A 21,959-nucleotide genomic window follows, 5' to 3' on the forward strand; every position below is an offset into this window, starting at 1 on the left:
GCGTCAAAAAGCGGGATCCCGGGTCAAGCCCGGGATGACGAAGTGGGGTGACGCAACGTCCGCTCTCCACCTCATATCCGCCGTTCACCGCCAATCTGGATGGAATGACGGGAACCGACCGATTGCCGCGCTATCTTTCCTCGTCATCCCGGGTCAAGCCCGGGATGACGGAAGTGGGGTAAACGCAAGACAGCTCCCCACCGCCTGCCGGACATCAACCCAAAAGGCTCTTCGACGCCTGTTCGGTCACGTCGCGCGACAGGCCGGGCTGCGCGAGGATGCGTTCGAGTTCGGCGCGCATCAGCGCCTGCCGCGCGTCGCCGAAACGTTTCCAGCGGCCGAGCGGGGGGATCATCTTTGCCGCGGTCTGCGGGTTCTTCGGATCGAGCGCGATGACGAGATCGGCGATCAACCGGTAGCCCGCACCATCGGCACGATGGAACGCCGCCTGATTGCCCGTCAGCGCACCATAGAGCGAGCGGACGCGGTTCGGGTTCGCCAACGTGAAATCGGGATGCTGCGCAAGGCCCTTCACCGCATCGACCGTGTCGGAACGCAGCGACCACGCCTGTACCTGGAACCATTTGTCGAGCACGAGCGGATTGTCGCGATAGCGTTGATAGAAGATGTCGAGCGCATGAGCACGCTCATCGCTGTCGCCGTGCGCGAGCGTCGCCAATGCCGCCTGCCGTTCGGTCATGCCGTCGGCATTGGAGAAGATGTCGAACGCAAGCGCGGGCGCATCGTCCGCCCCGGTGGCTGCGAGATAGGCAAGCGCAACGCCGCGCAGGCGGCGGCCGCCCTTGGCCTTGCGCGATAGGTCGGTCGCGGGCGGCGCCTTGCCGGCAAGGATGGACCGCCATTCGCTTTCGAGCGCGGTGCCGATCGCCGCCTGCAACGCGAGCCGTTCGCGGCGGATCGCGTCGGGATCGACGGTGAGCATCTGGTCGCCGATGAAAGCTTCGCTGGGCAGCAGCACCGCTTCGGCAACGAAAGCCGGATCGCTGGCCGCCCCCGCGAGCGTCTGCCCGACGGCGTCGATCACCGCGCGGCGGTCGCCCGCCTCACCCGATACCGCGGCGACAAGCGTGTCGAGCATGAGCTGCTGCAACGCTTCGTAGCGCGCGAACGGATCATCGTCATGCGCGGCCAGCCAGGCGAGTTCGCCGGGGCCACGTTCGAAATCGACGATGATCGGTGCGGAGAAAGTGCGGTTGACCGACAGCGCCGGGCGCGCCGCAAATTGTCCAAGCGTGACACGCTGTGTTGCGCCGGTTACCGTGACCAGCGTGTCGGCAAGCGCGTCGCCGCTGCCGTCCATCGCAAAGGCAGCCAGGCGCAGCGGCAGCATCATCGGCTGTTTCTCCGGCTGGCCGGGCGTCGGCGGCACCATCTGCACGATATCGAGCGACCAGTCGCCAGCCTCTTCGACCAGCGAAAGCTTCAGCCGCGGTGTCCCCGCCTGTTCGTACCAGCGGCGAAACTGCGCGAGGTCGATGTCCGCGCCGTCCTCGATCGCGCGCACGAAATCCTCGCACGTCGCTGCCTCGCCGTCGTGACGGTCGAAATAGAGGTCGGTGCCTTTGCGGAAGCGTTCGGGTCCGACCATCGTCGCCATCATGCGGATGATCTCGGCGCCCTTGTTATAGATGGTCGCGGTATAGAAATTCGAGATTTCCTGAAAGCTGTCGGGGCGGATCGGATGCGCGAGCGGCCCCGCATCCTCGGGGAATTGCGCGGCGCGGAGAAGGCGGACATCCTCGATCCGCTTGACCGGCGGCGAGCCCATATCGGCGGAGAAATTCTGGTCGCGAAAGACGGTGAAACCCTCTTTCAGGCTGAGCTGGAACCAGTCGCGACAGGTGACGCGATTGCCCGACCAATTGTGGAAATATTCGTGCGCGACGACGCCCTCGACACCATCATAATCGACGTCGGTCGCGGTGTCGGGGTCGGCAAGGATATAGCGGGTGTTGAAGATGTTGAGGCCCTTGTTCTCCATCGCCCCCATGTTGAAATCGCTGACCGCGACGATGTTGAACAGGTCGAGGTCATATTCGCGGCCATAGACCTCCTCGTCCCATTTCATGCTGTCCTTCAGCGCCTGCATCGCGTGGCCGGTGCGATCCTGATCGCCGCCGCGAACCCAGATGCCCAGTTCGACCTTGCGACCCGACATCGTCGTGAAGCTATCCTTGTTGACGACAAGGTCGCCGGCGACGAGCGCGAACAGATAGGAGGGTTTCGGCCAGGGGTCTTCCCACAGCGCCCAATGATCGCTCCCCGCTTCGCCCTGATCGATGCAATTTCCGTTCGACAGCAGGATCGGGAACGCCGCCTTGTCGCCCTGCATCCGCACCTTGTAGCGGCTGAGCACATCGGGGCGGTCGGGATGAAAAGTGATGCGGCGAAAGCCCTCGGCCTCGCACTGGGTGCAGAGCAGGCCGCCCGATGCATAAAGCCCCGAAAGCTGCGTATTCGATGCGGGGTCGATCACCGTATCGACCTCGACCGTCGCCGCGGTCCGTTCGCCGAGATCAACGACCAGGTCGCCGCCGTCCATCCGCCAGTCGTTCCATACCTCGCCATCGACGCGTACCGCCGCCGCAGTCAGCCCGTCGCCGCGCAGCAGCAGCGGCACCGGCGCATCGGCATCGCGCACCACCGACAGCGTCGCGCGGACCTTCGTCGCGTCGATCCCCAGCGCGAAATCGAGCGCGATGTCGGGGATCTGCCATTCGGGCGCGCGATAGTCGCTGCGATAGATGGTGACGGGAATGGCGGGCGTAGAGGAAGCGTCGGTCATCCGATCGATCTAGGCACAGCGCCGCCGACGCGCAATAAGGCGCGCGATGGGACAGATGCTGATTTTCGGAATGGGCTATGCCGCGAGCCACCTCGCCGGACGCTTGCGCGCGCGTGGCTGGGACGTGGCGGGGACGACACGCGACGGCCGCGAGGGCAGCATCGCGTTCGACAATGAGATCGCCGTGCGGCGTGCGGTTCGCGAGGCGACGCATATCCTGTCGTCGGTGCCGCCCGTCGAAGGGGTAGACCCCGTCCTCGCCCGCTATGGCGAGGCGATCGCCCTCTCCGCCTCGATATGGACCGGCTATCTCTCCTCGACCGGCGTCTATGGCGATACGGGTGGCGCGTGGGTCGACGAAAGCGCGCCGATCAAGGGCCGCCGCGCGGATCGCAATGCGGCAGACGCGGCATGGCGGGACTTGCGCAGCGACGTTCGCATATTTCGCCTTCCGGGCATCTACGGACCCGGCCGCTCGATCCTCGGGCGCATCGCCGAAGGCCGCGCGCACCGCATCGACGTGCCCAGCCAGGTCTTCAGCCGGATTCATATCGACGATATCGCGGGCGGCGTCATGGCGTCGTTCCGCGGGCAAGCGGGCGTCTATAACCTCGCCGACGACGAACCCTGCCATCAGAACCGGCTCGTCGAATGGGGCTGCACAATGCTCGGTGCGCCATTGCCGCCGCTGCAATCGCTCGGCGAAGCCGGCCTGTCGCCCGCCGCTCGCGCTTTCTATGCCGAGAATCGCCGTGTGGCGAACGGCAAGGCGAAGCGGCTGCTCGGCTGGGCGCCGCGCTATCCGACCTTTCGTGAGGGGCTGGCGGCGAGCGCCTAGATCAGCACGTCGACCGTGTGGATCAGCACGCCGACCAGGCCGCCGACGAGCGTGCCGTTGATACGGATATATTGCAGGTCGTCGCCGACAGCATTTTCAAGCCGGTCGGTGATCGTCTTCGCATCCCAGCCGCGGATCGTGTCCGACACCAGCTTGAGCGCGGTTTCGCCATAGCTGTCGACCATGCCGACGACGGCGCGGCGGGCGTAGCGGTTGAGCGTGCGCTTGATCCCCGCATCCTCGCCAAGCATCGCGCCGAACTGCGTGACGAGTTCGCCGATGCGGCCGGCGAGCATCGTGTCGGGGTTGCGCGCGGCCTTGAGCAGCGCGGTGCGGCCCTGTTCCCACAGGCCGTCGAGCCAGCGCTTGACCGCCTTGTTTTCGAGCAACTCGTCACGAACCTTCGCGACCTTCGCCTTCACTTCGGGGTCGTGCTGCAGGTCGAGCGCCATCTTGGCGAGCCCTTCCTCGACACGGATGCGCAGCGGGTGCGTTTCGTCGACCGCCATTTCGCTGAGCAGCTTCGACAGGCCCGCGACGATGCGGTTCGAGATGCTTTCGTCCAGCCCGGTGAAGCGCACGATCGCGTTCGAATTGTCGTGCACCATCTGGTGGATCAGATGCTCGTTGAGTTCGAGCGTCTTCGACCCCCATTTGACCATCGCATCCAAAAGCGGTTGATGCCGCCCCTCGGCCAGCGCCGCCTGCAGCGCCTGTCCAAGCAGGGGCGCGACGTCGAGTTCGCGCAAGCGATCGGCGATCGCCGATTTGACCATGCCGCCCAGACGCTGCTGATCGAGTGCGCCAAGGCCGTCGGCAATGATGCGCGACGCACCGAGGCGAAGCCGCCCGCCGCCCTCGCCCGGTTCGGACAGGAATTTGCCGACCGCGCCCGCGACGTCGACCGCTTGCATCTTGCGTGCAATCAGGCGCGGCAGCAGGAAATTGGTGAGCAGAAAGCGCGCGAGCGTGTCGCCGATGCGGTTCTTGTTGCGCGGAACGATGGCGGTGTGCGGGATCGGCAGCCCCATCGGGTGGCGGAACAGGGCGGTGACCGCGAACCAGTCGGCAAGCCCACCGACCATCGCCGCCTCGGCAAAGGCGCGGAGAAAGCCGATCGCCGGATTGACGTCCTGAAAATATTTCGCGCCGATGAAGACAAAGGCCATGACGACGAGCAAGCCCGTCGCAACGACGCGAATGTTCGATGCTCTGGCCGGAATGGCGACACCAATCGGCAGGGAGAGCGTGCGGTCGGTCATGCAAACCAAATGGCGAAATGCCGCAAAGGTTGCAACCGGCGCAGTGGCTTACCGCGCCGGCCGATCCCCATTACTCCGCCGGTTCGGGGGTCGGCGCCCCGTGCGGTTTCGTATCGTCGCCCTTCCGATAGGTGAGCAGGTTGCTCGAGAAGAAGCGGCCAAGGCGCTTTTCGATGCTGTCGGCAAGGCTGAAGCCCGCCGGAACGATGAGCAATGTGAGCATGGTCGACAGGATCAGGCCCCCGATCACGACGACGCCCATCGGCTGTCGCCAGGCACCGTCGCCCGACAGCGACAGCGCGGTCGGCACCATGCCCGCGACCATCGCGACCGTCGTCATGACGATCGGCTGCGCGCGCTTGCGCCCGGCATCGAGCAGCGCGGCATCCTTCTCGACGCCATGGTCCATCTCCTCGATCGCGAAATCGACGAGCAGGATCGAGTTTTTGGCGACGATACCGAGCAGCATGAGCAGGCCGATATAGACGGGCATCGAGACTTCCATGCCGGTGATCCAGAGGCCGAGCAGCCCGCCCAGCGGCGCGAGCAGCAACGACGACATGTTGACCAGCGGCGACAGGAATCGGCGATAGAGCAGCACTAGCGTCGAGAAGACGAGCAGGAGTCCGGAGACGACAGCGATCATGAAGTTGGTGATCAGTTCGGCCTGCCACTTGGCATCGCCCTGGATCACCTTGCGGATGCCCTGCGGCATCGTCTTGACCGCGGGCAGCGCATCGATCTTTTTCTGCGCGTCACCCGTCACCAGCCCCGGCGCCAGGTCGGCACCGATCACGATGCGCCGCGTCTGGTTGTACCGGCGCAGCTCGGTCGGCCCGGCACCGAAACCGATCACCGCGACCGATTTCAGCGGCACCGTCGTTCCGCGCGCAGTCGGCACGGGCAGATTCTCGATCGTCGCAAGGTTGCGGCGCGAATCTTCGGACAGCAGCACGCGGATCGGGATCTGGCGATCCGACAGCGAGAATTTCGCGGCGTTCTGATCGATGTCGCCGAGTGTCGCGATGCGGATCGTCTGACTGAGCGACGAGGTCGTCACGCCGAGTTCGGCAGCGAGATCGAGCCGGGGCGTCACGATGATTTCGGGACGCGGGATATCACCCTCGATCCGCGAACCGCGAAGTTCCTTCAACTTTTCCATCTGCGACACGATCAGGCGCGCATGTTTTTCGAGCGCGACCGGATCGTCGCCGCCGATCACGAAAGTGATGTCGCGTCCCGAGAAACCGCCCGACTGGCTCTGGAAATTCACGCGCGCGTCGGGGATCGCCGCCATTTTGGGCTGCAGGCTGCGTTCCCAATCTACACTGGTGACCTCGCGGTCCTTCTTCAGCGTGATATAGACACCGCCGTCGCCGACATTCACTTCGTAAAAGGCGTTTGCGACAGTCTTGTCCTTTGCCAGGATCGCGTTGATCTGGTTCGAGATATGCTCGCTCTGCGCCAGCGTCGAACCCGGCGGCAGTTCATAACGGATCTGGCTATAGTCGCTGTTGATCGTCGGCTGGAACTGCTGCGGCAGGATCATCAGCAACACAACGCTCAGCCCCAGCGACAGGACGCCGATGCCGACGATCCAGACGCGATGGTCGAACAGGCGCGCCCAGGCGCGCTGGACCATGAACTTCGCCCAGTTGGTGATGCCCGGCCCACGCACCCCCACCACCCAGGCAAGCGCACCGAGCAGGATGATGAGCAAGGCGACGCCCAGATAGGTCATGATTGCTTCGACCGGCGTCTTCAGCAGGAAGTACATCGCCGTATTGGGCTTGTCCTGCCCGATCGGCACCGGCTGGAAATAGGCATAGATTGCGTAGAGCACCGACAGCCCGGCAAGGATCAGCGGAACCGCCAGATAGGCAAGCTTCGTCGGGTGCGCCTCGTAACGCGCACGCACCGCATGATGCTTTCGATTGTCGAGCGTCCAGGCAAGGATGCGCTCATAACGGTCGACCCATGGGCCGGACGCATGGTCCTGCTCGCCCTGCGCCGACAGGAAATAGGCGGCGATCATCGGCGTGATCATACGCGCGACCGCAAGGCTGACGAGCACCGCGAATACGACGGTCAGGCCGAACTGGATGAAGAACTGGCCCGAAACCCCCGGCATCAATGCGACGGGCAGGAACACTGCGACGATCGACATCGTCGTCGCGACGACCGCCAGGCCGATTTCGTCGGCCGCGTCGATCGACGCCTGATAGGCGGTCTTGCCCATGCGCATGTGTCGGACGATATTCTCGATCTCGACGATCGCGTCGTCGACGAGCACGCCGGCCACCAAGCTCAATGCGAGCAGCGACAGCCCGTTCAGCGAAAAGCCCATCAGGTCCATGAACCAGAAGGTCGGGATTGCCGACAGCGGGATCGCGAGCGCGCTGATCAACGTCGCACGCCAGTCGCGCAGGAAGAGGAACACGACGACGACGGCGAGCACCGCGCCTTCGATCATCGCCAGCATCGAGCTGCGATATTGTTCCTTCGTATATTCGGTCCGCGTGAACAGGATCTTGAATTCGACCTGCGGGTTCGACTTCTTGATCTCGGCGAGTTTCTTCATCGTCTCGTCGTGGATCGTGACGTCCGACGAGCCCTTCGCCTTCTCGATCGAGAAAGAAAGCACCTGCTTGCCCTCGATCTTCGCAAGGTTGCGCTGCTCGGCATAGCCATCGGTGACCTTCGCGACATCGGCGAGGCGGATGGTGCGGCCGTTGCCGATCGAGATGCGCGTTTCGCCGAGCTGGAAAGCGTTTTCGGCGTTACCGAGCACGCGTACCGCCTGTTCGGAACCGGCGATTTCGGTGCGCCCACCCGCGGCATTGACGTTCACTTGCCGCAGTTGCTGGTTCAACTGACTCGCCGTCAGGCCATAGCTTTGCATGCGTGCGGGATCGAGGATGACGCGGATTTCGCGATTGACGCCGCCCGAACGGCTGACCTTCGCCATGCCGGGGATCGAAAGCAGTTCCTTCGCGACCGTGTTGTCGACGAACCAGCTCAATTGTTCGAGCGTCATGTCGGACGTTTCGACCGCGAAATAGGTAATCGGGCCGCCCGCGGCGTCGACGCGAACGACCTGCGGCTCAAGAATGCCTTCGGGCAGATCGCTGCGGATCTGCTGCACGGCCTGATTGACGTCGTTATAGGCGCGGTCGATCGGGGTACCGATTGCGAACTGCACCATCGTGCGGCTGTTGCCCTCACCCACATAGGATGAAAGTTCATCGACACCGCTGACGGCGCGTACCGCAGCCTCGATGCGCTGGGTAACCTGCGTCTCCAGCTCCGACGGCGCTGCGCCGGGCTGGACCACGACCACCTGCACCATCGGAAATTCGACGTCGGGATTGTCGTTCACGTCCATCCGGTTGAAGCTGACGACGCCCGCCAACAGCAACAGAATGAACATCACGATCGGCGGCACCGGATTGCGGATGCACCAGGCGGAAATGTTGCGAAAGCTCATGATCAAACGCCCTTGTGCACTAAATCTCTATGCGTGCCGTTCGGCCGATTATTGCGAGGTTTTCTGAACCACCGGCTTCACCTTGTCGCCAGGGTTGAGGAACGCGCCAGCCAGCGCCACGACCTTTTCGGTGCCCGTCAGGCCCGACGCGATCGACACGCCGCCATCGGTCACGGTGCCGACCTTCACCGGCTGCCGCTTGATGACGTTATTGGCATCGACGATCAGCACGAAATTGCCCTCGGGACCGCTCTGCACCGCGCTTTCGGGAAGCAGCGGAGCTTCGGCGGTTCCCGCGATCAGCCGCGCGTCGGCGAAACCGCCCGGACGCAAAGCCTCGCTGTACGGGACCGCGATGCGGACCGTGCCCTGACGGGTATCCATGTTGATCACCGGCGACTTCTGCCAGACCTGCCCGGCAATCTGAGCATCGGTGCCGACCGGCGTCACCGTCGCGCGCGTACCGACCTTGACGCGGGCCAGATCGGCCTCTGCCATTTGCGCCAGCATCTCCATCTCGCCGCCGCGCGCCATCCGGAACAGGATGCCGCTGCCGGCGCCGACGATCTGGCCCGGTTCAACCTGGCGCGTCAGCACCAGGCCTGCCGCGGGCGCGACGATGTTCAGGCGCTCGTTGCGTGCGGTGGCCTCGCCATATTGCGCCTGCGCGACACGGACGCGCGCATTGGCGGCATCGCGCGTTGCGCGCTTGCGATCCATGTCGGCTTTCGAGATGAAGCCGCGTCCGACAAGCGCCTGCGCGCGTTCCAGTTCGGCTTGCGCCAGATTGGCATCGGCCTGCGCAACGCGGATCGATGCCGCGAGGCTCGCCGCCTGCTGCGTCTGCACCGAGCGATCGATGACCGCCAGCGCCTGTCCCGCGCCGACCCACTGGCCGGGCTCGACGAGCACGCGAACGACCTGTCCGCCCTCGCCCGCGACGCCGACCGGCATTTCGCGACGTGCCGCGATCGTGCCGTTGGCGGAAATCACTGCTTCGACCGACACACGGCCGGGAATGACCACGGTGACATTCGGGATCGCCGCCGCGCCCTGCCCTCCGGCATCAGCCGCGCCCTTGCCGTGGGTAAAGGCGTAATAGGTGGCGCCGAGCGCGAGCGCGATCAACACCAGCGCCACGATCAGAAATGTCCGTTTGCGGCGGCTGTCGTCCGCCTCCTGATAATAGCTCTGCGTGCCCGCCAGGCTGTCCATCGCTTCCACTTTCCGCTCGTAGTTCACGCCTAATCCTCCCTGTCTCGCGCGGCATACCGGCGCGGCAGGCGCAACCGCGCCTGTCCCCTCAACCCCGCACGACAGGATCAAATCCCGTATGAGGTGTATTACCTAATTAAATCACCACTGGCAAGAGGCGAAACTTCGCCATCCCCCCGCGCCCCGGATCGCGGCTCATAGGCTTGTCTTCGTACAATTTCCAGCGTTTACAGGCGTGAAAAAGGGCGGCGCGCCTTGCGGCGGCCGCCCCTTTCATCGCGCCGATCGCTTGACGGACCGGCGGTTGGCGATCAGCGAACCCGGCCGCGCCTGATGAGGTTTACGATCGCGAGCAGGATGATCGCGCCAATGAAGGCCGTTACCAGCGTCCGCCAATCGAAAGCGTCGCCGCGCAGGTGACCGCCGCCGAAGACACCGCCGAGCAACAGCCGGCCGAGGATTGAACCGACGCAACCGACAATGATGTTCAGAAAGATGCCTTGCTGGGCATCGGTGCGCATCACGATGCTGGCAAGCCAGCCGATGACGCCGCCCATGACAAGTGCGATAATGAAATCAATCATGTTCTGACCCCCTACGATCATTATGGCGCCTGATAGAACAGGCCCAAGGATGCTAACTCAAATATCTGCAATCGCCTAGTGAAATGGCGAAAGCGGATTTCTCGACCGCCCTGCGTTTCAGCGAACGCTGCCACGGCGGAAAAGGTTGATTATACCCAAAAGCACCACCGCGCCGATGAAGGCCCAGAGCAATCCTATCGGACTGAAGGCGTCGAGGCTGGCGCCCATGCCGAAGAAGCTGCCGAGGAAATTTCCGAGGAATGCGCCGACGATCCCGACAACGATATTCAGAATGATGCCCTGTTGCGCGTCGGTGCGCATGACGATGCTCGCCAGCCAGCCAATGATGCCGCCGACGATCAATGTGATGATCAGACCCATGTTTTTCCCTTCCCTGGCCCGGCCGGGAACACGCCGGCGACGGGCGATTATCGAAACGTCCGGTCGTGCCTGGACAACGCCTGAGCGATATCGAGACAATGCCGTTCGGAAGCGAAAGGTTCCCAGCCGGCCCGTGTGAGCTCGGCCGGGAAAGGGGGATCGGTTCCTGATCGGGAACGTCTCCGGGTCGCAAGACGCCACTAAGCAGCCGCGTTTGACGCTGGTGTGACGAAAGTCACAGGGTCGAAAATAAATGGAGGGTCCAGGGCCAGGGCCTGGCAGGTTGCGGTTGCGGTTGCGGTTGCGGTTGCGGTTGCGGTTGCGGTTGCGGTTGCGGTTGCGGACCGTGATGCGCGGCGTTTGGCGCGATGCGCAAACGAAATGGGGGCCGGCATCGCTGCCAACCCCCACTATCCGGCTTTGCCCCACGCACTCCGCTCCACTTCATCCCGGTCCGCTTCTCTTTCGATCAGCAGCCCGCAAAACGATGCGTTGCGGCGCACGCCGGAACAATCCGGCGACGGTTTGGTCGGCCCCCTTTCGGGGGCCGGCCGCACCTGGAAAGCCCTTCATCATCTCTTCCTGCGTCTGCCGAAGCAGTCGCTGCCCAAGCGATGGACTGCATTTCCTGTATCCGATCGGGTTCGCATCAACTCGTGGGAATCGCTACGTTCCGTGACCAGACTATCGTTAGAGTTCCTCGTCAATCCGTCCGTTCTCTTCTGGCTAGTCTTGCAACTACCCTTGATGTCCCGGTGGTCTGTCGTCTCTGTCTTCCGATGATTTGAAGCTGACATGAAGCTTTCGGGTCGCCAACAAAAAATGCGCGAAAACCCAGCCCGAACCGCGTGCGCTTGTGGATAAGTCCGGCATTAGCAACAAGCGGATTCATCGCAGCATTTTTGTAACAGCGATGCAGCATTTTCGGATTCAAAATCGGGACCGACTCGCGAAGCGGGGGGCCCGGGCCGAGTCGATTTTCGGTCCTGCGAGTCGCGACTCAACAAAAAAAAACGGGACCCGCGGGCCCCGCTTTCTTCACGCTCGATGAGCGATCAGCCCTTCACGGTAACCTCGACACGGCGCGCCGCCGAATTATCGGTTCCCGTGGTCGTCGCCTCGGCCGGCTTTTCGAGCAAGACCCGGTCGGCCGCGAAGCCGAGCTTCTCGAGCGCGGCCTTGACGCTCTGGGCGCGATTCTTCGACAATTCGGCGTTGGCCGCCGCGTTGCCCGTCGGGTCATTATAACCCGACACCGCGATCGTCGCCGCCGGGTTGCCGTCGAGATAGGCCTTCACCGCCGATGCCGCGGTCGTCAGATCGTTCGACACCTCCGATTTGCCCGTATCGAAATAGACCGTCAGCATCGGTTTGCCCTCGCGGTCGGCCGCGACGACGCCGGAACCCTCGGGGATGGCAGCGACCGGGGCCGTTGCCGGTTCGGTGGGCGCGACGGTCTCGCTGATCGCGGCCTCGTCGGCGGCCGGGGCCACCGCGGCCTCCTGCTTCGAACAATAGCGCAGGCCAAAGAACAAAAGCGCCGCGAGCAACAGCAACAGCAAAAGCCATGGCAGCCACCCCAACCCACCCCCCTTCCCACTGTCTCCGTCTCCGCCCGAATAGGCTGTTTGCGGACTGGCTGCCGACGGAGCCGGAGCCGCCACCGACGGTGCGGGAGCAGGCGAAGCAGCGGGTGGCGGGGCCGCTGCAGCCGGAATGGCCGACGCACCGGCTAGACCCGCGGCGGCGAGCGGAACGGCCGATGTCGTGTCATCATCCTTGCCCGAATCGTCATCCGTACCGCCAACGGCTGCGAAGCCGGCAGCAGCGCCCGCCGCACCAGCCGCACCCGCAGCGCCGCCAAAGAGCGTGAGCAGGCCGAAATGTTGCGCGAGGAGATAATAGACGGTGACGCGGTTCTTGGTCCGGTCTTCCTTCATCCGTTCACCGACGCCTGCGATCGCTGCATCAAGCGTGGCATCGTCGTCGGTCAGCCCAAGCTTCTTTTTGAGGAAATTTTCGCGAACGCGGTCGGTTTCCTTTTTGTCGGAAAAGGAAACGAGCGAGGAGTCGCGGTTTCTGAGCGCTATGCCGAGATATTTGACGATCGCCGACACCACCGTCTCATCGGCGTCCGCGACATATTTCCTGACATCCGCCAGCCAATCTTCTGCCATGCGATTACCTCCTGCCAGACGCAAGAATTCGCCGTCAGACGCTCGCACGGGGGGCGAGACTCGCGCCTTAGGAGGCGGAACCTATATCATTTTTCGCGAATGCGACATCGCGGCCGGACATCGGAAGTTATCGCTTGCCGAGATCGCCCTTGCCGACCGTTCCCGAAGCCATTTCGAGCATCCGGTCGAGGCTCTTGCGCGCGGCGAGGCGGAGCCCTTCCTCCATCTCGATCTGCGGCTTGAGGTCGCGCAGCGCGATGTAGAGCTTTTCCATCGTGTTGAGCGCCATATAGGGGCAGATGTTGCAGTTGCAGTTGCCGTCGGCACCGGGGGCGCCGATGAAATTCTTCTCGGGCAACGCAAGTTCCATCTGGTGGATGATGTGCGGCTCGGTCGCGACGATCAGCGTGTCGCCGGGAAAGCTCTTCGCGAACTGCAGGATGCCGCTGGTCGATCCGACATAATCGGCGTGGTCGACGATGTGCGGCGGGCATTCGGGGTGCGCTGCAACCGGCGCGCCCGGATGCTGCGCCTTGAGCTTGATCAGTTCGGTTTCGCTGAACGCTTCGTGGACGATGCACACGCCCGGCCACAGCAGCATTTCGCGGCCGAACTTGCGGTTGAGATAGCCGCCGAGGTGCCGGTCGGGGCCGAAGATGATCGGCTGGTCCTCGGGAATCTGACTGATGATCGTCTCGGCGCTCGACGAGGTGACGATGATGTCGCTGAGTGCCTTCACCGCTGCCGAGCAGTTGATGTAGGTCAGCGCGATATGGTTCGGGTGCGCTTCGCGGAAACGCTTAAACTGTTCGGGAGGGCAGCTATCCTCGAGGCTGCACCCTGCATCCATGTCGGGCAGGATCACGGTCTTTTCGGGGCTGAGTATCTTCGCGGTCTCCGCCATGAACTTGACGCCGCAGAACGCGATGACGTCGGCGTCGGTGTCGGCCGCCTTGCGCGATAGTTCGAGCGAGTCACCGACGAAATCGGCCAGATCCTGAATCTCCGGCTTCTGGTAATAATGCGCGAGGATGACGGCGTTGCGCTCCTTGCGCAGGCGCTCGATTTCGGCGCGCAGGTCGAGGCCCGAGAGATTCTCGCGAACGGGAGCAGTCATCGCTTTTCCTTATATGGCTTCAGCCTTGGCGCACCCCCTACACCGCTGCCCGCCGCAGGGCAATTCGGCTATCAACCGGCCAGCCGCTCCGCGAGCGCAATGACGGGGGGTGTCATCGCCAGCACGTAGATGGTGACGCGGACCGCGATGATAATCGCCGCGATCGCCTTTGTCGCCGGATGGACGCGGCCAAGCGTGCGGCGATCGTAGAGCGCGATGATGCCGACGACGCCAAGCTGGATCAGTCCGATGGGAATATCCGACCAGCCGATCATCAGCGGCATCGGCAGGATGCGGCCGAGCGCGGGTTCGAGAATGACGATCGTCGCGCCGATCATCAGGCGCCGATGCCATGCAGTTGTGTGCCGACGGCGGACCGCCGCCCATACCATCAGGCCGAAGACCAGCGACTCCACGGCCGTCAATGCCAGGAAATAGGGCGGAGTGAAAAAGGGCGGAAAGCGACCCAGGACGAGCGACGCGACGCCGGTAAAAATGCCGAGACAGGTTATGAGCATCGCAAGCGCCGCGCCAGCCCAGCCGAGTTTGCGATGAAGCGCGAGATTATCGCGCGAGACGAGCGTCGGCTGGACGATCAGCAGCGCAAGCCATGTCAACATGGCGACCCCGTGCAGATGGACCCAGAAGGGCGCCGCGACCGGATCGACGAAGCCCCTCAGCGCAAATTGCAGGAAACCGAGAACGATGAAGATTGCGAGGCCGATCGCCATGCGATGCCAAAAAAGCTCGGCGCGCGCGGCGCCGCCTGCGGTGCTAGCCATGCGAGTTCCCCCTGCCCGACCCGGAGGGAGAATAACGCAGCGTTGAAACGACGGAAAGCCCGGGATTTACCCAGTCGGGGCTTCGGCGAAACGCGCGGTGACCTTTGCATCGATCCCCGCTGCCTTCAGCGGCATCGCAAAGCTTTGTTCGACCGCGGTGCGTGCCGCACCTTGCGCAAGCCGCATCGGCGTCGCGCCCTTCGCCTGCGCGATCAGTTCTTCCTGCGCGCGCTTGCGGTTCGCGGCGTCGAGCGTGCGTTCGGCATCGGTTAGCGTCAGCAATATCTCGCCGTCGCGATATTCGCTGATCGCGTCGATATCGATTTCGGGCCCTGCGAGCCGGAGCGGCGGCAAGGTCACGGTGAGCGCGCTGGTCGTAGCATCCCAGTCGAGATCGGACTGTTTGAGTTTGCCGAGGTCGAGTTCGTAGCGCACCGTCCCCGGCATGATCAGCGTCTTCTTCGCGCTCAGCCCCAGCCGGCTCTGCGTCGAGGTCACGACCGCGACATAGCGCGCGGTGAAGGGAACGAGGACATTCTGTTCCTGCAGTCCCTGCAGGCTCGCCGCGACGACGGTTTCGGGATCATAGCCCTTTTGCCAGTCCTGCCAGGCCGCGATCGCCCACCAGACGGCGACGAGCAGCATTGCCGCGGCGGCGAGCAGGATCAGGCGGGGGGCGAGGCGCGCGGGGGACGTGGTCATGGGGTCGTATAATCCGAACAATCGGGCGCCGGCCGGTCCATTTCATAGCGCGACGTCGCGGGGTTATAGCGCAGCGTGCGTTCGTAGCTGCACTCGGGGTCCTTCTCATGAACGAGGTCGGCCGCTTTGAGGCGCTGGCCGCTGTTGTCTTGCGACCGGCGCGATGTACGCGGATAGGCGGTCGCGACCGCACGATATGTCAATGCGGGAAGCTCGCCGGCCTCGGCCGGCCCGGCGGACAGTGCGCCGGTGAAATTATAATCGTCGTGGCACGCCTCGCGCCGGTCCTTCATATCCTGCTCCGAAAAGCAGGCGCGGATCATCAGCGAGCTGTCCCAAACGACATCGAGCACCTCGTCACCGAGGCGCGTGTTCGAAGGCGTCGTGTCAAGGCGAAGCAAGTGCAGCCGGCTGCCGTTGCCACCGCCGCCCGAATACATCGCGGTTGCGCTGACAAGAACGCCCATCAGATATTGGCGGGAATCCGGCGCCGCGCCCTCCGGCGAAGGCACCGCTATCAGATTCGGCCACAGGTTCAGCGTCTGTCCGTCGCCCCGGGCAAAGGGCAGCGCGAGATCGTCGCCTTCGCCATTGTCCGGCGCCGAGAGGACAAGGCTGCTGTCGCCCGCATCCGTGCCCGGCACATCGAGGCACAGGCTTTTGTCGGGAAGGCATTTCCGGTCACCCTCGCCCGCGACAAGCGCGATGACGATGGGATCGGACGCGGCGGCAGGCTGCGCGGCGGCGATCAAAAGCGGCAGCAGCATCAGGCGAGCATCCATTCGTCATTATCGTTGCGCACCGCGCCGCGCGTCTGGAGGTCGATCAGATGCGCGAGCACCGAGCGGCCGGCGGCACCGGTGAGCCGCGGATCCAGTCCCTTATACATATGCTTCACCATCTCCGGGATGACGCTTGTCCCCTTTTCGAGTTCCCGCAAGATTTGCCGCTCGCGCTGCTTGCGGTGGCCAAGCATGCCGCGCACCAGTTGTCGCGGCTTGGTCACCGCGGGGCCGTGTGCCGGGTAATAGACACGGTCGTCGCGGTCATAGAGCTTCGTCAGGCTCGCCATATAGGCCGCCATATCGCCGTCGGGTGGACTGACGACGCTTGTCGACCAGGCCATGACATGATCGCCCGTAAACAGCGCGCCGCTCTCTACCAGGCCGAAACAGAGGTGGTTCGAGGTATGCCCAGGGGTTGCCACTGCCTCCAACGTCCAGCCGTCGCCCGAAATGCGTTCGCCATCGGTGAGGATGCGATCGGGGGCATAGTCGGTGTCGAATGCCGAGTCCGCGCGCGGTCCGTCGTCGGACAGGGCAAGCGGCGCGCAGCCGATGATCGGCGCGCCCGTCGCCGCCTTCAGCGGCGCTGCCGCGGGACTATGATCGCGGTGGGTGTGGGTGCACAGGATCGCGGCGATGCGCTGGCCTGCGGTCGCGCGCAGGATCGCGTCGACATGCCCCACGCCGTTGATATCGGCGGGGTCGCCGATGCTGAGCCCCGATCCGGTCGGGCCGGGATCGATCACCGCGACGTCGCTGCCCGCCCCAACGATCCACGTCTGGGTTCCCGTGAAGGTATAGGGCGACGGGTTGGGCGCGAGCACGCGGCGGACCAGCGGCTCATGCTGTTCGCACTCGCCGGCGTGGATGCTGTCGGGCCAAGGCTTTTCTTCGCTCATGCCGCCCATGTGGCACCGCGCGCGACGAAGGAAAAGGGATGGGCGCGAAAAAGCGCACCCAAGAAGTGAGGGACGTGAAAAAGGGAGCGACATGGGCCGCCCCCTTTCCCGCCCCTGCCGCCGGCCCCACCGGGGAGCAAAGACCGGCGTAGAAGCTGCTCGAACCTAGTGGTCCGATTTCTCCATATCGGCGATCGCCTTGTCGAGGTCGGCTGCGACCTTGGCGCGCATGGCGTCAGACAGGTTGCTATTGCTCTCGCGGAAGCTTTCGCGCGCTTTCTTGAGTGCCGACAGATGCTGCGCCTTTGCCTCGGGACCATCGGAACATGTGATCATGACATAGCGGCTGCGCTTGCCGCCGATGACTTCTTCGCGGTCGACCGTCGGCGCCGCCTGCCCCGAACCGCAGCGCGCAACCGCGGCGGCATGGCCCTGTGCCTGCGCCCACGCTACGGGCGGACGGGGTGCCTTGGGGGGCAGCGGCGGCATCGGCGCCAGCGCGGTACGGAGCCGTTCCTTGCGCTTCGCTTCCAGCTTGTCGGCAATGGCATCGGCCTGCTTGCCGCTGATCCCCTGTTCTTTCAGCGTCGCGAGCACATCGTCGCGCGACAGGCTGCCCAGGGTCCGCACCTCGATCTGGCGTGCCTTGGGCGTCTTGCCGTCGGCCGGGGCGAACATCACCGTCTTCGCTTTCTCGCCCTCCCCGTCACTGCGGATGACGATCCGGTGCACTTCGCGTCTTTTTCCGTCGTCGGATGTCGTGACGCTTTCGGTCACATCGTCGCCGGTCGAAGTATAGACCATCGCGTCAGGTGCCGGCGGCGCTTCGGGCGGAGGCGGCGCATCGACAGGCGGCGGCGGAGCCGGCGGTTCGGGCATTTCGGTGATCTCGGCGCTGATCCTCGCCGCGCGGGCGGGGACGAGCGTCGCGGTCGTGGCCAGCATCGCGAGCGTCGCGCCGCCGATCAGCAGCCGGCCGGTCAGGCTGCGCTGTTTCGAAATATCCTTCTGCGTCAACATCGTCAGCCTCTCCTGCAGATTATCGTGGACCGCCATCGGCGCGGCGAGCGACAGGCGCGGGCCGACCGCGGCCTTCACGATCGCAGTGGCGTAGCGCGCGGTCCGTTCGCCCCGTTCTTCGCAGTCGGTCATCGTCAGCACGCGCGCGTCGCATGCCGCCTCCTGATCGAAACGAAAGGCGCGGATCGCGCGCCAGGCGAAGGGATTGAACCATTGGGCGGCGAGCAGCACGAGCGCCGCGCTGTTCGCCCACAGATCGCCATGGCGATGGTGCGACAGTTCATGGTCGATGGCGAGCGCGCGCTCTTCGGCAACATAGCGTGCAAAAAAATCGTGCGGGACGGCGACATAGCGCCGCCACAGGCCGAAGGCGACGGGGCCGTCGACCGCATCGGACATCACCAGCCGGATCTTTCCGATCGGCTCGAGTTCGACCGCCTCGCCCAGCACCGCACGGCGAAAACGCGCGTGCGAGATCATCGCGGTGGCCAGCACGGCGACCATTCCCACTGCCCATAGCGCGAAGAAAAGCGGAATCAGGTCGGCGAGCGACCAGAGCGGTTCGGCAACCGGTGCGGGTGCCGCAACGGGCAGGCCGACTGGAACTTCAACGACCGTAGCGATCGCCTGCTCTGACATCTCGACCACCGGGTCGGCGAATGGCAAGGGCGGCAGCACGAGCCGCAGCGCGGGCACGGCCCACAGGGCATATGTCAGCCGCGGACCGAAATGCCGCGCAAACGGCTTTCGAATGACCAGGATCAAAAGGACGAGAATGCCCGTCGTGACGAGCGTATCGGTCCACGCCTGAAGCAACATCGCGGCGCTCATGATTTGAGCTTCTTCAAGAGCGCTTCGATCTCGGCGATATCGGTGTCGGTCAGCGCCTCGCGGTCGGCGAGATGCGCGATCAGCGGGCTGACGCGGCCGCCGAACAACCGGTCGACGAAGCGCTGCGATTCCTCGCCGACGGCATCGGCGCGTTCGATGGCAGGGCTATAGAGATAACGCCGTCCGTCGGCTTCCGCCGTGACCGCGCCCTTTTGGACAAGCCGCGCGAGCAAGGTTTTCACCGTTGCCTGCGTCCAGCCGTTGATCTTGCCGATGCGCGAAGTCAGGTCGGCGGCTGTCTGCGGGGCTTTCTCCCACAGCGCCGACAGCACCTGCATCTCCGAATCGCTTGCTCGTTCTGCCATGCGGACCCCTCCCATTGGCACTGTCGATATGATGCGACTACAAATGTAGTCAATGGGCTGAACGCTTCCTGAACGAAGATGAACGGCCACCCCTCCGCCAGGATGCGTTGCTTGATGTGTCGGAATATTTGACATCGGGCGATGCCGGTAAGGAATTGCTAACCAGCGTCTCGGGCCCAAATCCGCGAACCCCGTAAAATGGCACGGCAATTGTATGGTATAAGATGTTCCCGAGTGTTCCGCTCAATGGAGCGGTGGGGGACATCAGTCTGGTCCCTGATGTCCCCTGCCCCCACCCGGGAAAACCCCACTTGCCCCCAATGCAGACGGGGGGCGGAGCGGCCGAAAGGCCCCGCCCCCCGGAAGCTTTTTCAGCCCAACGAAAAAAGGACGGACCGCAACGGCGGCCCGTCCAGAAATTTGGCCGCCGCGAACGGCGGCCACCCCATTTCGTTTATTCGGCTTCTTGCTGCTCAGCCTCTTTCTTGAGCTGACCCTTGGTCATTCCGGTAACGAGGACGTCGCCCGACCCGGCAAAGCTGGCGGCAGGCAGCGTCGCGACGCGGTCACCGACCTCGACCGTCACAGCCTGCACGACACCGCTGCCCGTCTGGCGCAATTCCTGGACATATCCGATCACCTTACCGCGCGCGTCGGTCACGGCCATGCCGGGTTCGACGGCGAACATTCCGGCGCCATTGGCCGCGCCGCTTCCCGCGGCGGCGAGTTGGCCGAGGCTGCCCTGGAAGCCGCCCGCGACCGATCCGGCACCACCCGCGCTACCTGAGACGCTCGACAGTGCGGAGCCCATCCGGTCACGGGCGGTCCCGACCGCACCGCGCGCGGTGTCGGTTGCGGTCGAAGCTGCACCCGTTGCAGTGCCAACAGCGCCGCGCGCGGTGTTGCCGACGAAATCGGTGCCCACCGCCTGCGCATCGAGGCTGCCGCCGCCCGACGCATTGCCTGCGCCTTCGGCGTTGCCGACGACGCTGTTGCCGAGCAGATTGCCGGCGCCATTGGCAGAGCCCTTGCCATTTGCATCGGCATTGCCCTTGCCCTGCACGCGTCCCGAGCGGCGGTCGACATGGGCGTCGCCGCGACCCGAACCGGCGAGTTCACCCGCCGTACCGAGCGTGCCGCCGATGGGGCCGGTCGGGTTGCCGAGCGTCCCGCCCAGCGTGCCGCCCAGCGTGCCGCCCAGCGTGCCGCCCAGCGTGCCGCCGAGGTTGCCGCCCAAGCCGCCACCGCCGCCAAGCAACTGTGCCGCGGCCGGAGCCGAAAAAGCCATGGCCGACGCGGCGAGCGCGATGGCCGAGATGAAGATGCGATTTGCCATTGTCCTACTCCTGAGTTTGCGGCCCGGAGGGGTTGGGCCTGGAGAGAGAACGATGGCGCGTTCGATTTTCTTCCGAAAAAAGTTCGCAGAGGGGTCAGCGGCCTCCGCAAGTCCCGCAAATCAGGCCATGGCCATAGATTTTGTCGCGCCCGGGCTTGCCCAGATCGCGGGCCTCCATGACGAGCGCCGCGACCGCCGGGCCGATGCGATCGATCGCAGGGACGGGATAACGCAGCGCGAGCCGTCCGGCGACAAGGGGCGCTGCAAAGGATGTGCCGCGGAGCCGATCGCTGCTTCCCACGCCGGTCGCCGCCAGCACCGCATCGCCCGGCGCGGCAAAATCGACATGTAGCGCGCGGCCGGCCTCAGGCAGCGCACGCCCCTTCGCGTCGATCCCGGTGACGGCGAATACGCCTTTATAGGAAGCGGGATAGGCGGGCGGCGCGGCCGGTCCGTCATTGCCCACCGCCGCAACGATCAACATGCCGCGTTGCTGCGCACGGCTGACGGCGGCGGAAAGCAGCCTGTTGTCCGGGCCGACAAGGCTGATCGTCGTCACCGCAACTCCGTTCTGCGCCAGCCAGCCGAGCGCGCGCGCGATGGCGCTGGCGTTGCCGCCGGCCGGATCGCTGCCATAGACATCGGCCGCGAGCAGGCGCTGACCGGGCGCCGCGCCCTGCACCGCCCCGCTGCCGACGAGCAGCGACGCGACCGCGGTGCCATGGCGGCTCGCCGACGGCGCGCCCTTGGCAAAGCCGCGTTGCTCGACGCGCCCCGCGACCGATGGATGCGCCGCGACGCCGCCGTCGATCAAGCCAAGGCTCGCCTTGCCGCCGCCTTGGGCGGCCGCGAGCGCGGCCCCCGGCAGCGCGCCTGCCGGGCCGCTTGGGAAATAGAGATTGTCGGCATCGACCTCGACGCCCGGCAGCAGCTTTGCGAGCTGTTTGCGCGCACGGGCGAGGCTGCGGCCATCGGGCACCCGAAAACGGGCGATATCGAGATCGAGCCCCTCGATACGCTCGCGGTCGATTAGCGCAAAACCCGCCTCGCCCGCCCGCGCGATCATCGCCGCATCGACCCCGCTCGCGACCAGGACGCCGCGCACCGCAGGCTCGCCGCGCTCGTCGAGTTCGATGCTGTCGCGATTGCCGCGAACCAGCGCAGTGATCCGGTCGAGCCGCAACTGCGTCAGATTGTCACCCATCACGGCGACGCGGCCAATATCGACTTCGGGCAGCGACGGCAGGGGACCGGCGGCGCCGGGAAGCTGGACTTGCGGCAGCGCGACCTGCGCCGCGACGCGCGCGTCGGTTCCGCCAAGCAAAAGGCAGAGCATCGCCAATGATGTCGTCCAATATCGCATCGCAAGCCT

The 21,959-nt window shown here is 64.8% G+C and carries 17 protein-coding genes; 1 reads left to right on the plus strand and 16 read right to left on the minus strand.

The window, feature by feature from the left end; genetic code table 11:
* Positions 1-214: 214 nt before the first annotated feature.
* Positions 215-2,806 carry an aminopeptidase N gene (gene pepN, locus SC1_RS14920; RefSeq protein WP_062184370.1) on the minus strand — a complete coding sequence of 864 codons (2,592 nt, stop codon included), beginning with the start codon at positions 2,804-2,806 and terminating at the stop codon, positions 215-217.
* A 46-nt stretch (positions 2,807-2,852) separates the two neighbouring features.
* Here pepN and SC1_RS14925 point away from each other — a divergent pair, with 46 nt between their 5' ends.
* Positions 2,853-3,644 carry an NAD(P)-dependent oxidoreductase gene (locus tag SC1_RS14925; protein WP_062184373.1) on the plus strand — a complete coding sequence of 264 codons (792 nt, stop codon included), beginning with the start codon at positions 2,853-2,855 and terminating at the stop codon, positions 3,642-3,644.
* Here the strand turns inward: SC1_RS14925 and SC1_RS14930 are convergent.
* The 15 genes from SC1_RS14930 to SC1_RS15000 form a co-directional block, all read right to left on the minus strand.
* Entirely contained in the window at positions 3,641-4,906 is a 1,266-nt protein-coding gene (locus SC1_RS14930) for a DUF445 domain-containing protein (protein ID WP_062184376.1), read from the minus strand. The two genes, SC1_RS14925 and SC1_RS14930, sit on opposite strands and share 4 nt — an antisense overlap.
* 70 nt (positions 4,907-4,976) lie before the next feature.
* Positions 4,977-8,393: an efflux RND transporter permease subunit gene (locus tag SC1_RS14935; protein ID WP_062184379.1), complete on the minus strand. Its 3,417-nt coding sequence runs from the start codon at positions 8,391-8,393 to the stop codon at positions 4,977-4,979.
* 48 nt (positions 8,394-8,441) lie between these two features.
* Positions 8,442-9,608, minus strand: coding sequence for an efflux RND transporter periplasmic adaptor subunit (locus tag SC1_RS14940; RefSeq protein ID WP_062184381.1), 1,167 nt, complete (start codon positions 9,606-9,608; stop codon positions 8,442-8,444).
* A gap of 311 nt (positions 9,609-9,919) precedes the next feature.
* Positions 9,920-10,192 (minus strand): GlsB/YeaQ/YmgE family stress response membrane protein, encoded by a 273-nt coding sequence (locus SC1_RS14945; protein ID WP_193749200.1) that lies wholly within the window; start codon positions 10,190-10,192, stop codon positions 9,920-9,922.
* A gap of 117 nt (positions 10,193-10,309) precedes the next feature.
* A complete protein-coding gene (locus SC1_RS14950) occupies positions 10,310-10,573 on the minus strand; it encodes a GlsB/YeaQ/YmgE family stress response membrane protein (RefSeq protein ID WP_062184385.1) in 264 nt (87 codons plus the stop codon).
* Positions 10,574-11,628: 1,055 nt separating this feature from the next.
* Complete coding sequence (locus SC1_RS21630; protein ID WP_083435942.1) at positions 11,629-12,750, minus strand: DUF2853 family protein; 1,122 nt, start codon at positions 12,748-12,750, stop codon at positions 11,629-11,631.
* A 127-nt stretch (positions 12,751-12,877) separates the two neighbouring features.
* Positions 12,878-13,867, minus strand: a complete 990-nt coding sequence (gene nadA / locus SC1_RS14960; RefSeq protein WP_062184388.1) for a quinolinate synthase NadA — start codon at positions 13,865-13,867, stop codon at positions 12,878-12,880.
* Between the two features lie 71 nt (positions 13,868-13,938).
* Complete coding sequence (locus tag SC1_RS14965; protein WP_062184391.1) at positions 13,939-14,649, minus strand: hypothetical protein; 711 nt, start codon at positions 14,647-14,649, stop codon at positions 13,939-13,941.
* Positions 14,650-14,715: 66 nt separating this feature from the next.
* Positions 14,716-15,351: a DUF4230 domain-containing protein gene (locus SC1_RS14970; RefSeq protein ID WP_062184394.1), complete on the minus strand. Its 636-nt coding sequence runs from the start codon at positions 15,349-15,351 to the stop codon at positions 14,716-14,718.
* Positions 15,348-16,133, minus strand: coding sequence for a hypothetical protein (locus SC1_RS14975; RefSeq protein WP_062184397.1), 786 nt, complete (start codon positions 16,131-16,133; stop codon positions 15,348-15,350). Before SC1_RS14975 ends, SC1_RS14970 begins: the two co-directional genes overlap by 4 nt.
* The gene (locus tag SC1_RS14980) at positions 16,118-17,035 is read right to left on the minus strand and encodes an MBL fold metallo-hydrolase (protein WP_062186777.1); all 918 of its coding nucleotides are present in this window, start codon (positions 17,033-17,035) and stop codon (positions 16,118-16,120) included. Before SC1_RS14980 ends, SC1_RS14975 begins: the two co-directional genes overlap by 16 nt.
* Positions 17,036-17,200: 165 nt before the next feature.
* Complete coding sequence (locus SC1_RS14985; protein ID WP_062184400.1) at positions 17,201-18,886, minus strand: M56 family metallopeptidase; 1,686 nt, start codon at positions 18,884-18,886, stop codon at positions 17,201-17,203.
* Positions 18,883-19,251 (minus strand): BlaI/MecI/CopY family transcriptional regulator, encoded by a 369-nt coding sequence (locus tag SC1_RS14990; protein ID WP_062184403.1) that lies wholly within the window; start codon positions 19,249-19,251, stop codon positions 18,883-18,885. The genes SC1_RS14985 and SC1_RS14990 overlap by 4 nt, the downstream gene beginning before the upstream one ends.
* A gap of 454 nt (positions 19,252-19,705) precedes the next feature.
* On the minus strand, positions 19,706-20,587 hold the full coding sequence (locus SC1_RS14995; RefSeq protein WP_062184406.1) for a hypothetical protein: 882 nt from the start codon (positions 20,585-20,587) through the stop codon (positions 19,706-19,708).
* A 94-nt stretch (positions 20,588-20,681) separates the two neighbouring features.
* Positions 20,682-21,950: a S8 family serine peptidase gene (locus tag SC1_RS15000; RefSeq protein WP_062186779.1), complete on the minus strand. Its 1,269-nt coding sequence runs from the start codon at positions 21,948-21,950 to the stop codon at positions 20,682-20,684.
* Positions 21,951-21,959: the final 9 nt, after the last annotated feature.

This window comes from Sphingopyxis sp. C-1 (assembly GCF_001047015.1).
Taxonomy (GTDB): domain Bacteria; phylum Pseudomonadota; class Alphaproteobacteria; order Sphingomonadales; family Sphingomonadaceae; genus Sphingopyxis.

Excerpts from the sequence above, each read along its gene's own strand:
- pepN (WP_062184370.1), bottom strand. The coding sequence starts at position 2,806 with ATGACCGACGCTTCCTCTACGCCCGCCATTCCCGTCACCATCTATCGC.
- SC1_RS14925 (WP_062184373.1), top strand. The coding sequence starts at position 2,853 with ATGGGACAGATGCTGATTTTCGGAATGGGCTATGCCGCGAGCCACCTC.
- SC1_RS14930 (WP_062184376.1), bottom strand. The coding sequence starts at position 4,906 with ATGACCGACCGCACGCTCTCCCTGCCGATTGGTGTCGCCATTCCGGCC.
- SC1_RS14935 (WP_062184379.1), bottom strand. The coding sequence starts at position 8,393 with ATGAGCTTTCGCAACATTTCCGCCTGGTGCATCCGCAATCCGGTGCCG.
- SC1_RS14940 (WP_062184381.1), bottom strand. The coding sequence starts at position 9,608 with ATGGACAGCCTGGCGGGCACGCAGAGCTATTATCAGGAGGCGGACGAC.
- SC1_RS14945 (WP_193749200.1), bottom strand. The coding sequence starts at position 10,192 with ATGATTGATTTCATTATCGCACTTGTCATGGGCGGCGTCATCGGCTGG.
- SC1_RS14950 (WP_062184385.1), bottom strand. The coding sequence starts at position 10,573 with ATGGGTCTGATCATCACATTGATCGTCGGCGGCATCATTGGCTGGCTG.
- SC1_RS21630 (WP_083435942.1), bottom strand. The coding sequence starts at position 12,750 with ATGGCAGAAGATTGGCTGGCGGATGTCAGGAAATATGTCGCGGACGCC.
- nadA (WP_062184388.1), bottom strand. The coding sequence starts at position 13,867 with ATGACTGCTCCCGTTCGCGAGAATCTCTCGGGCCTCGACCTGCGCGCC.
- SC1_RS14965 (WP_062184391.1), bottom strand. The coding sequence starts at position 14,649 with ATGGCTAGCACCGCAGGCGGCGCCGCGCGCGCCGAGCTTTTTTGGCAT.
- SC1_RS14970 (WP_062184394.1), bottom strand. The coding sequence starts at position 15,351 with ATGACCACGTCCCCCGCGCGCCTCGCCCCCCGCCTGATCCTGCTCGCC.
- SC1_RS14975 (WP_062184397.1), bottom strand. The coding sequence starts at position 16,133 with ATGGATGCTCGCCTGATGCTGCTGCCGCTTTTGATCGCCGCCGCGCAG.
- SC1_RS14980 (WP_062186777.1), bottom strand. The coding sequence starts at position 17,035 with ATGAGCGAAGAAAAGCCTTGGCCCGACAGCATCCACGCCGGCGAGTGC.
- SC1_RS14985 (WP_062184400.1), bottom strand. The coding sequence starts at position 18,886 with ATGAGCGCCGCGATGTTGCTTCAGGCGTGGACCGATACGCTCGTCACG.
- SC1_RS14990 (WP_062184403.1), bottom strand. The coding sequence starts at position 19,251 with ATGGCAGAACGAGCAAGCGATTCGGAGATGCAGGTGCTGTCGGCGCTG.
- SC1_RS14995 (WP_062184406.1), bottom strand. The coding sequence starts at position 20,587 with ATGGCAAATCGCATCTTCATCTCGGCCATCGCGCTCGCCGCGTCGGCC.
- SC1_RS15000 (WP_062186779.1), bottom strand. The coding sequence starts at position 21,950 with ATGCGATATTGGACGACATCATTGGCGATGCTCTGCCTTTTGCTTGGC.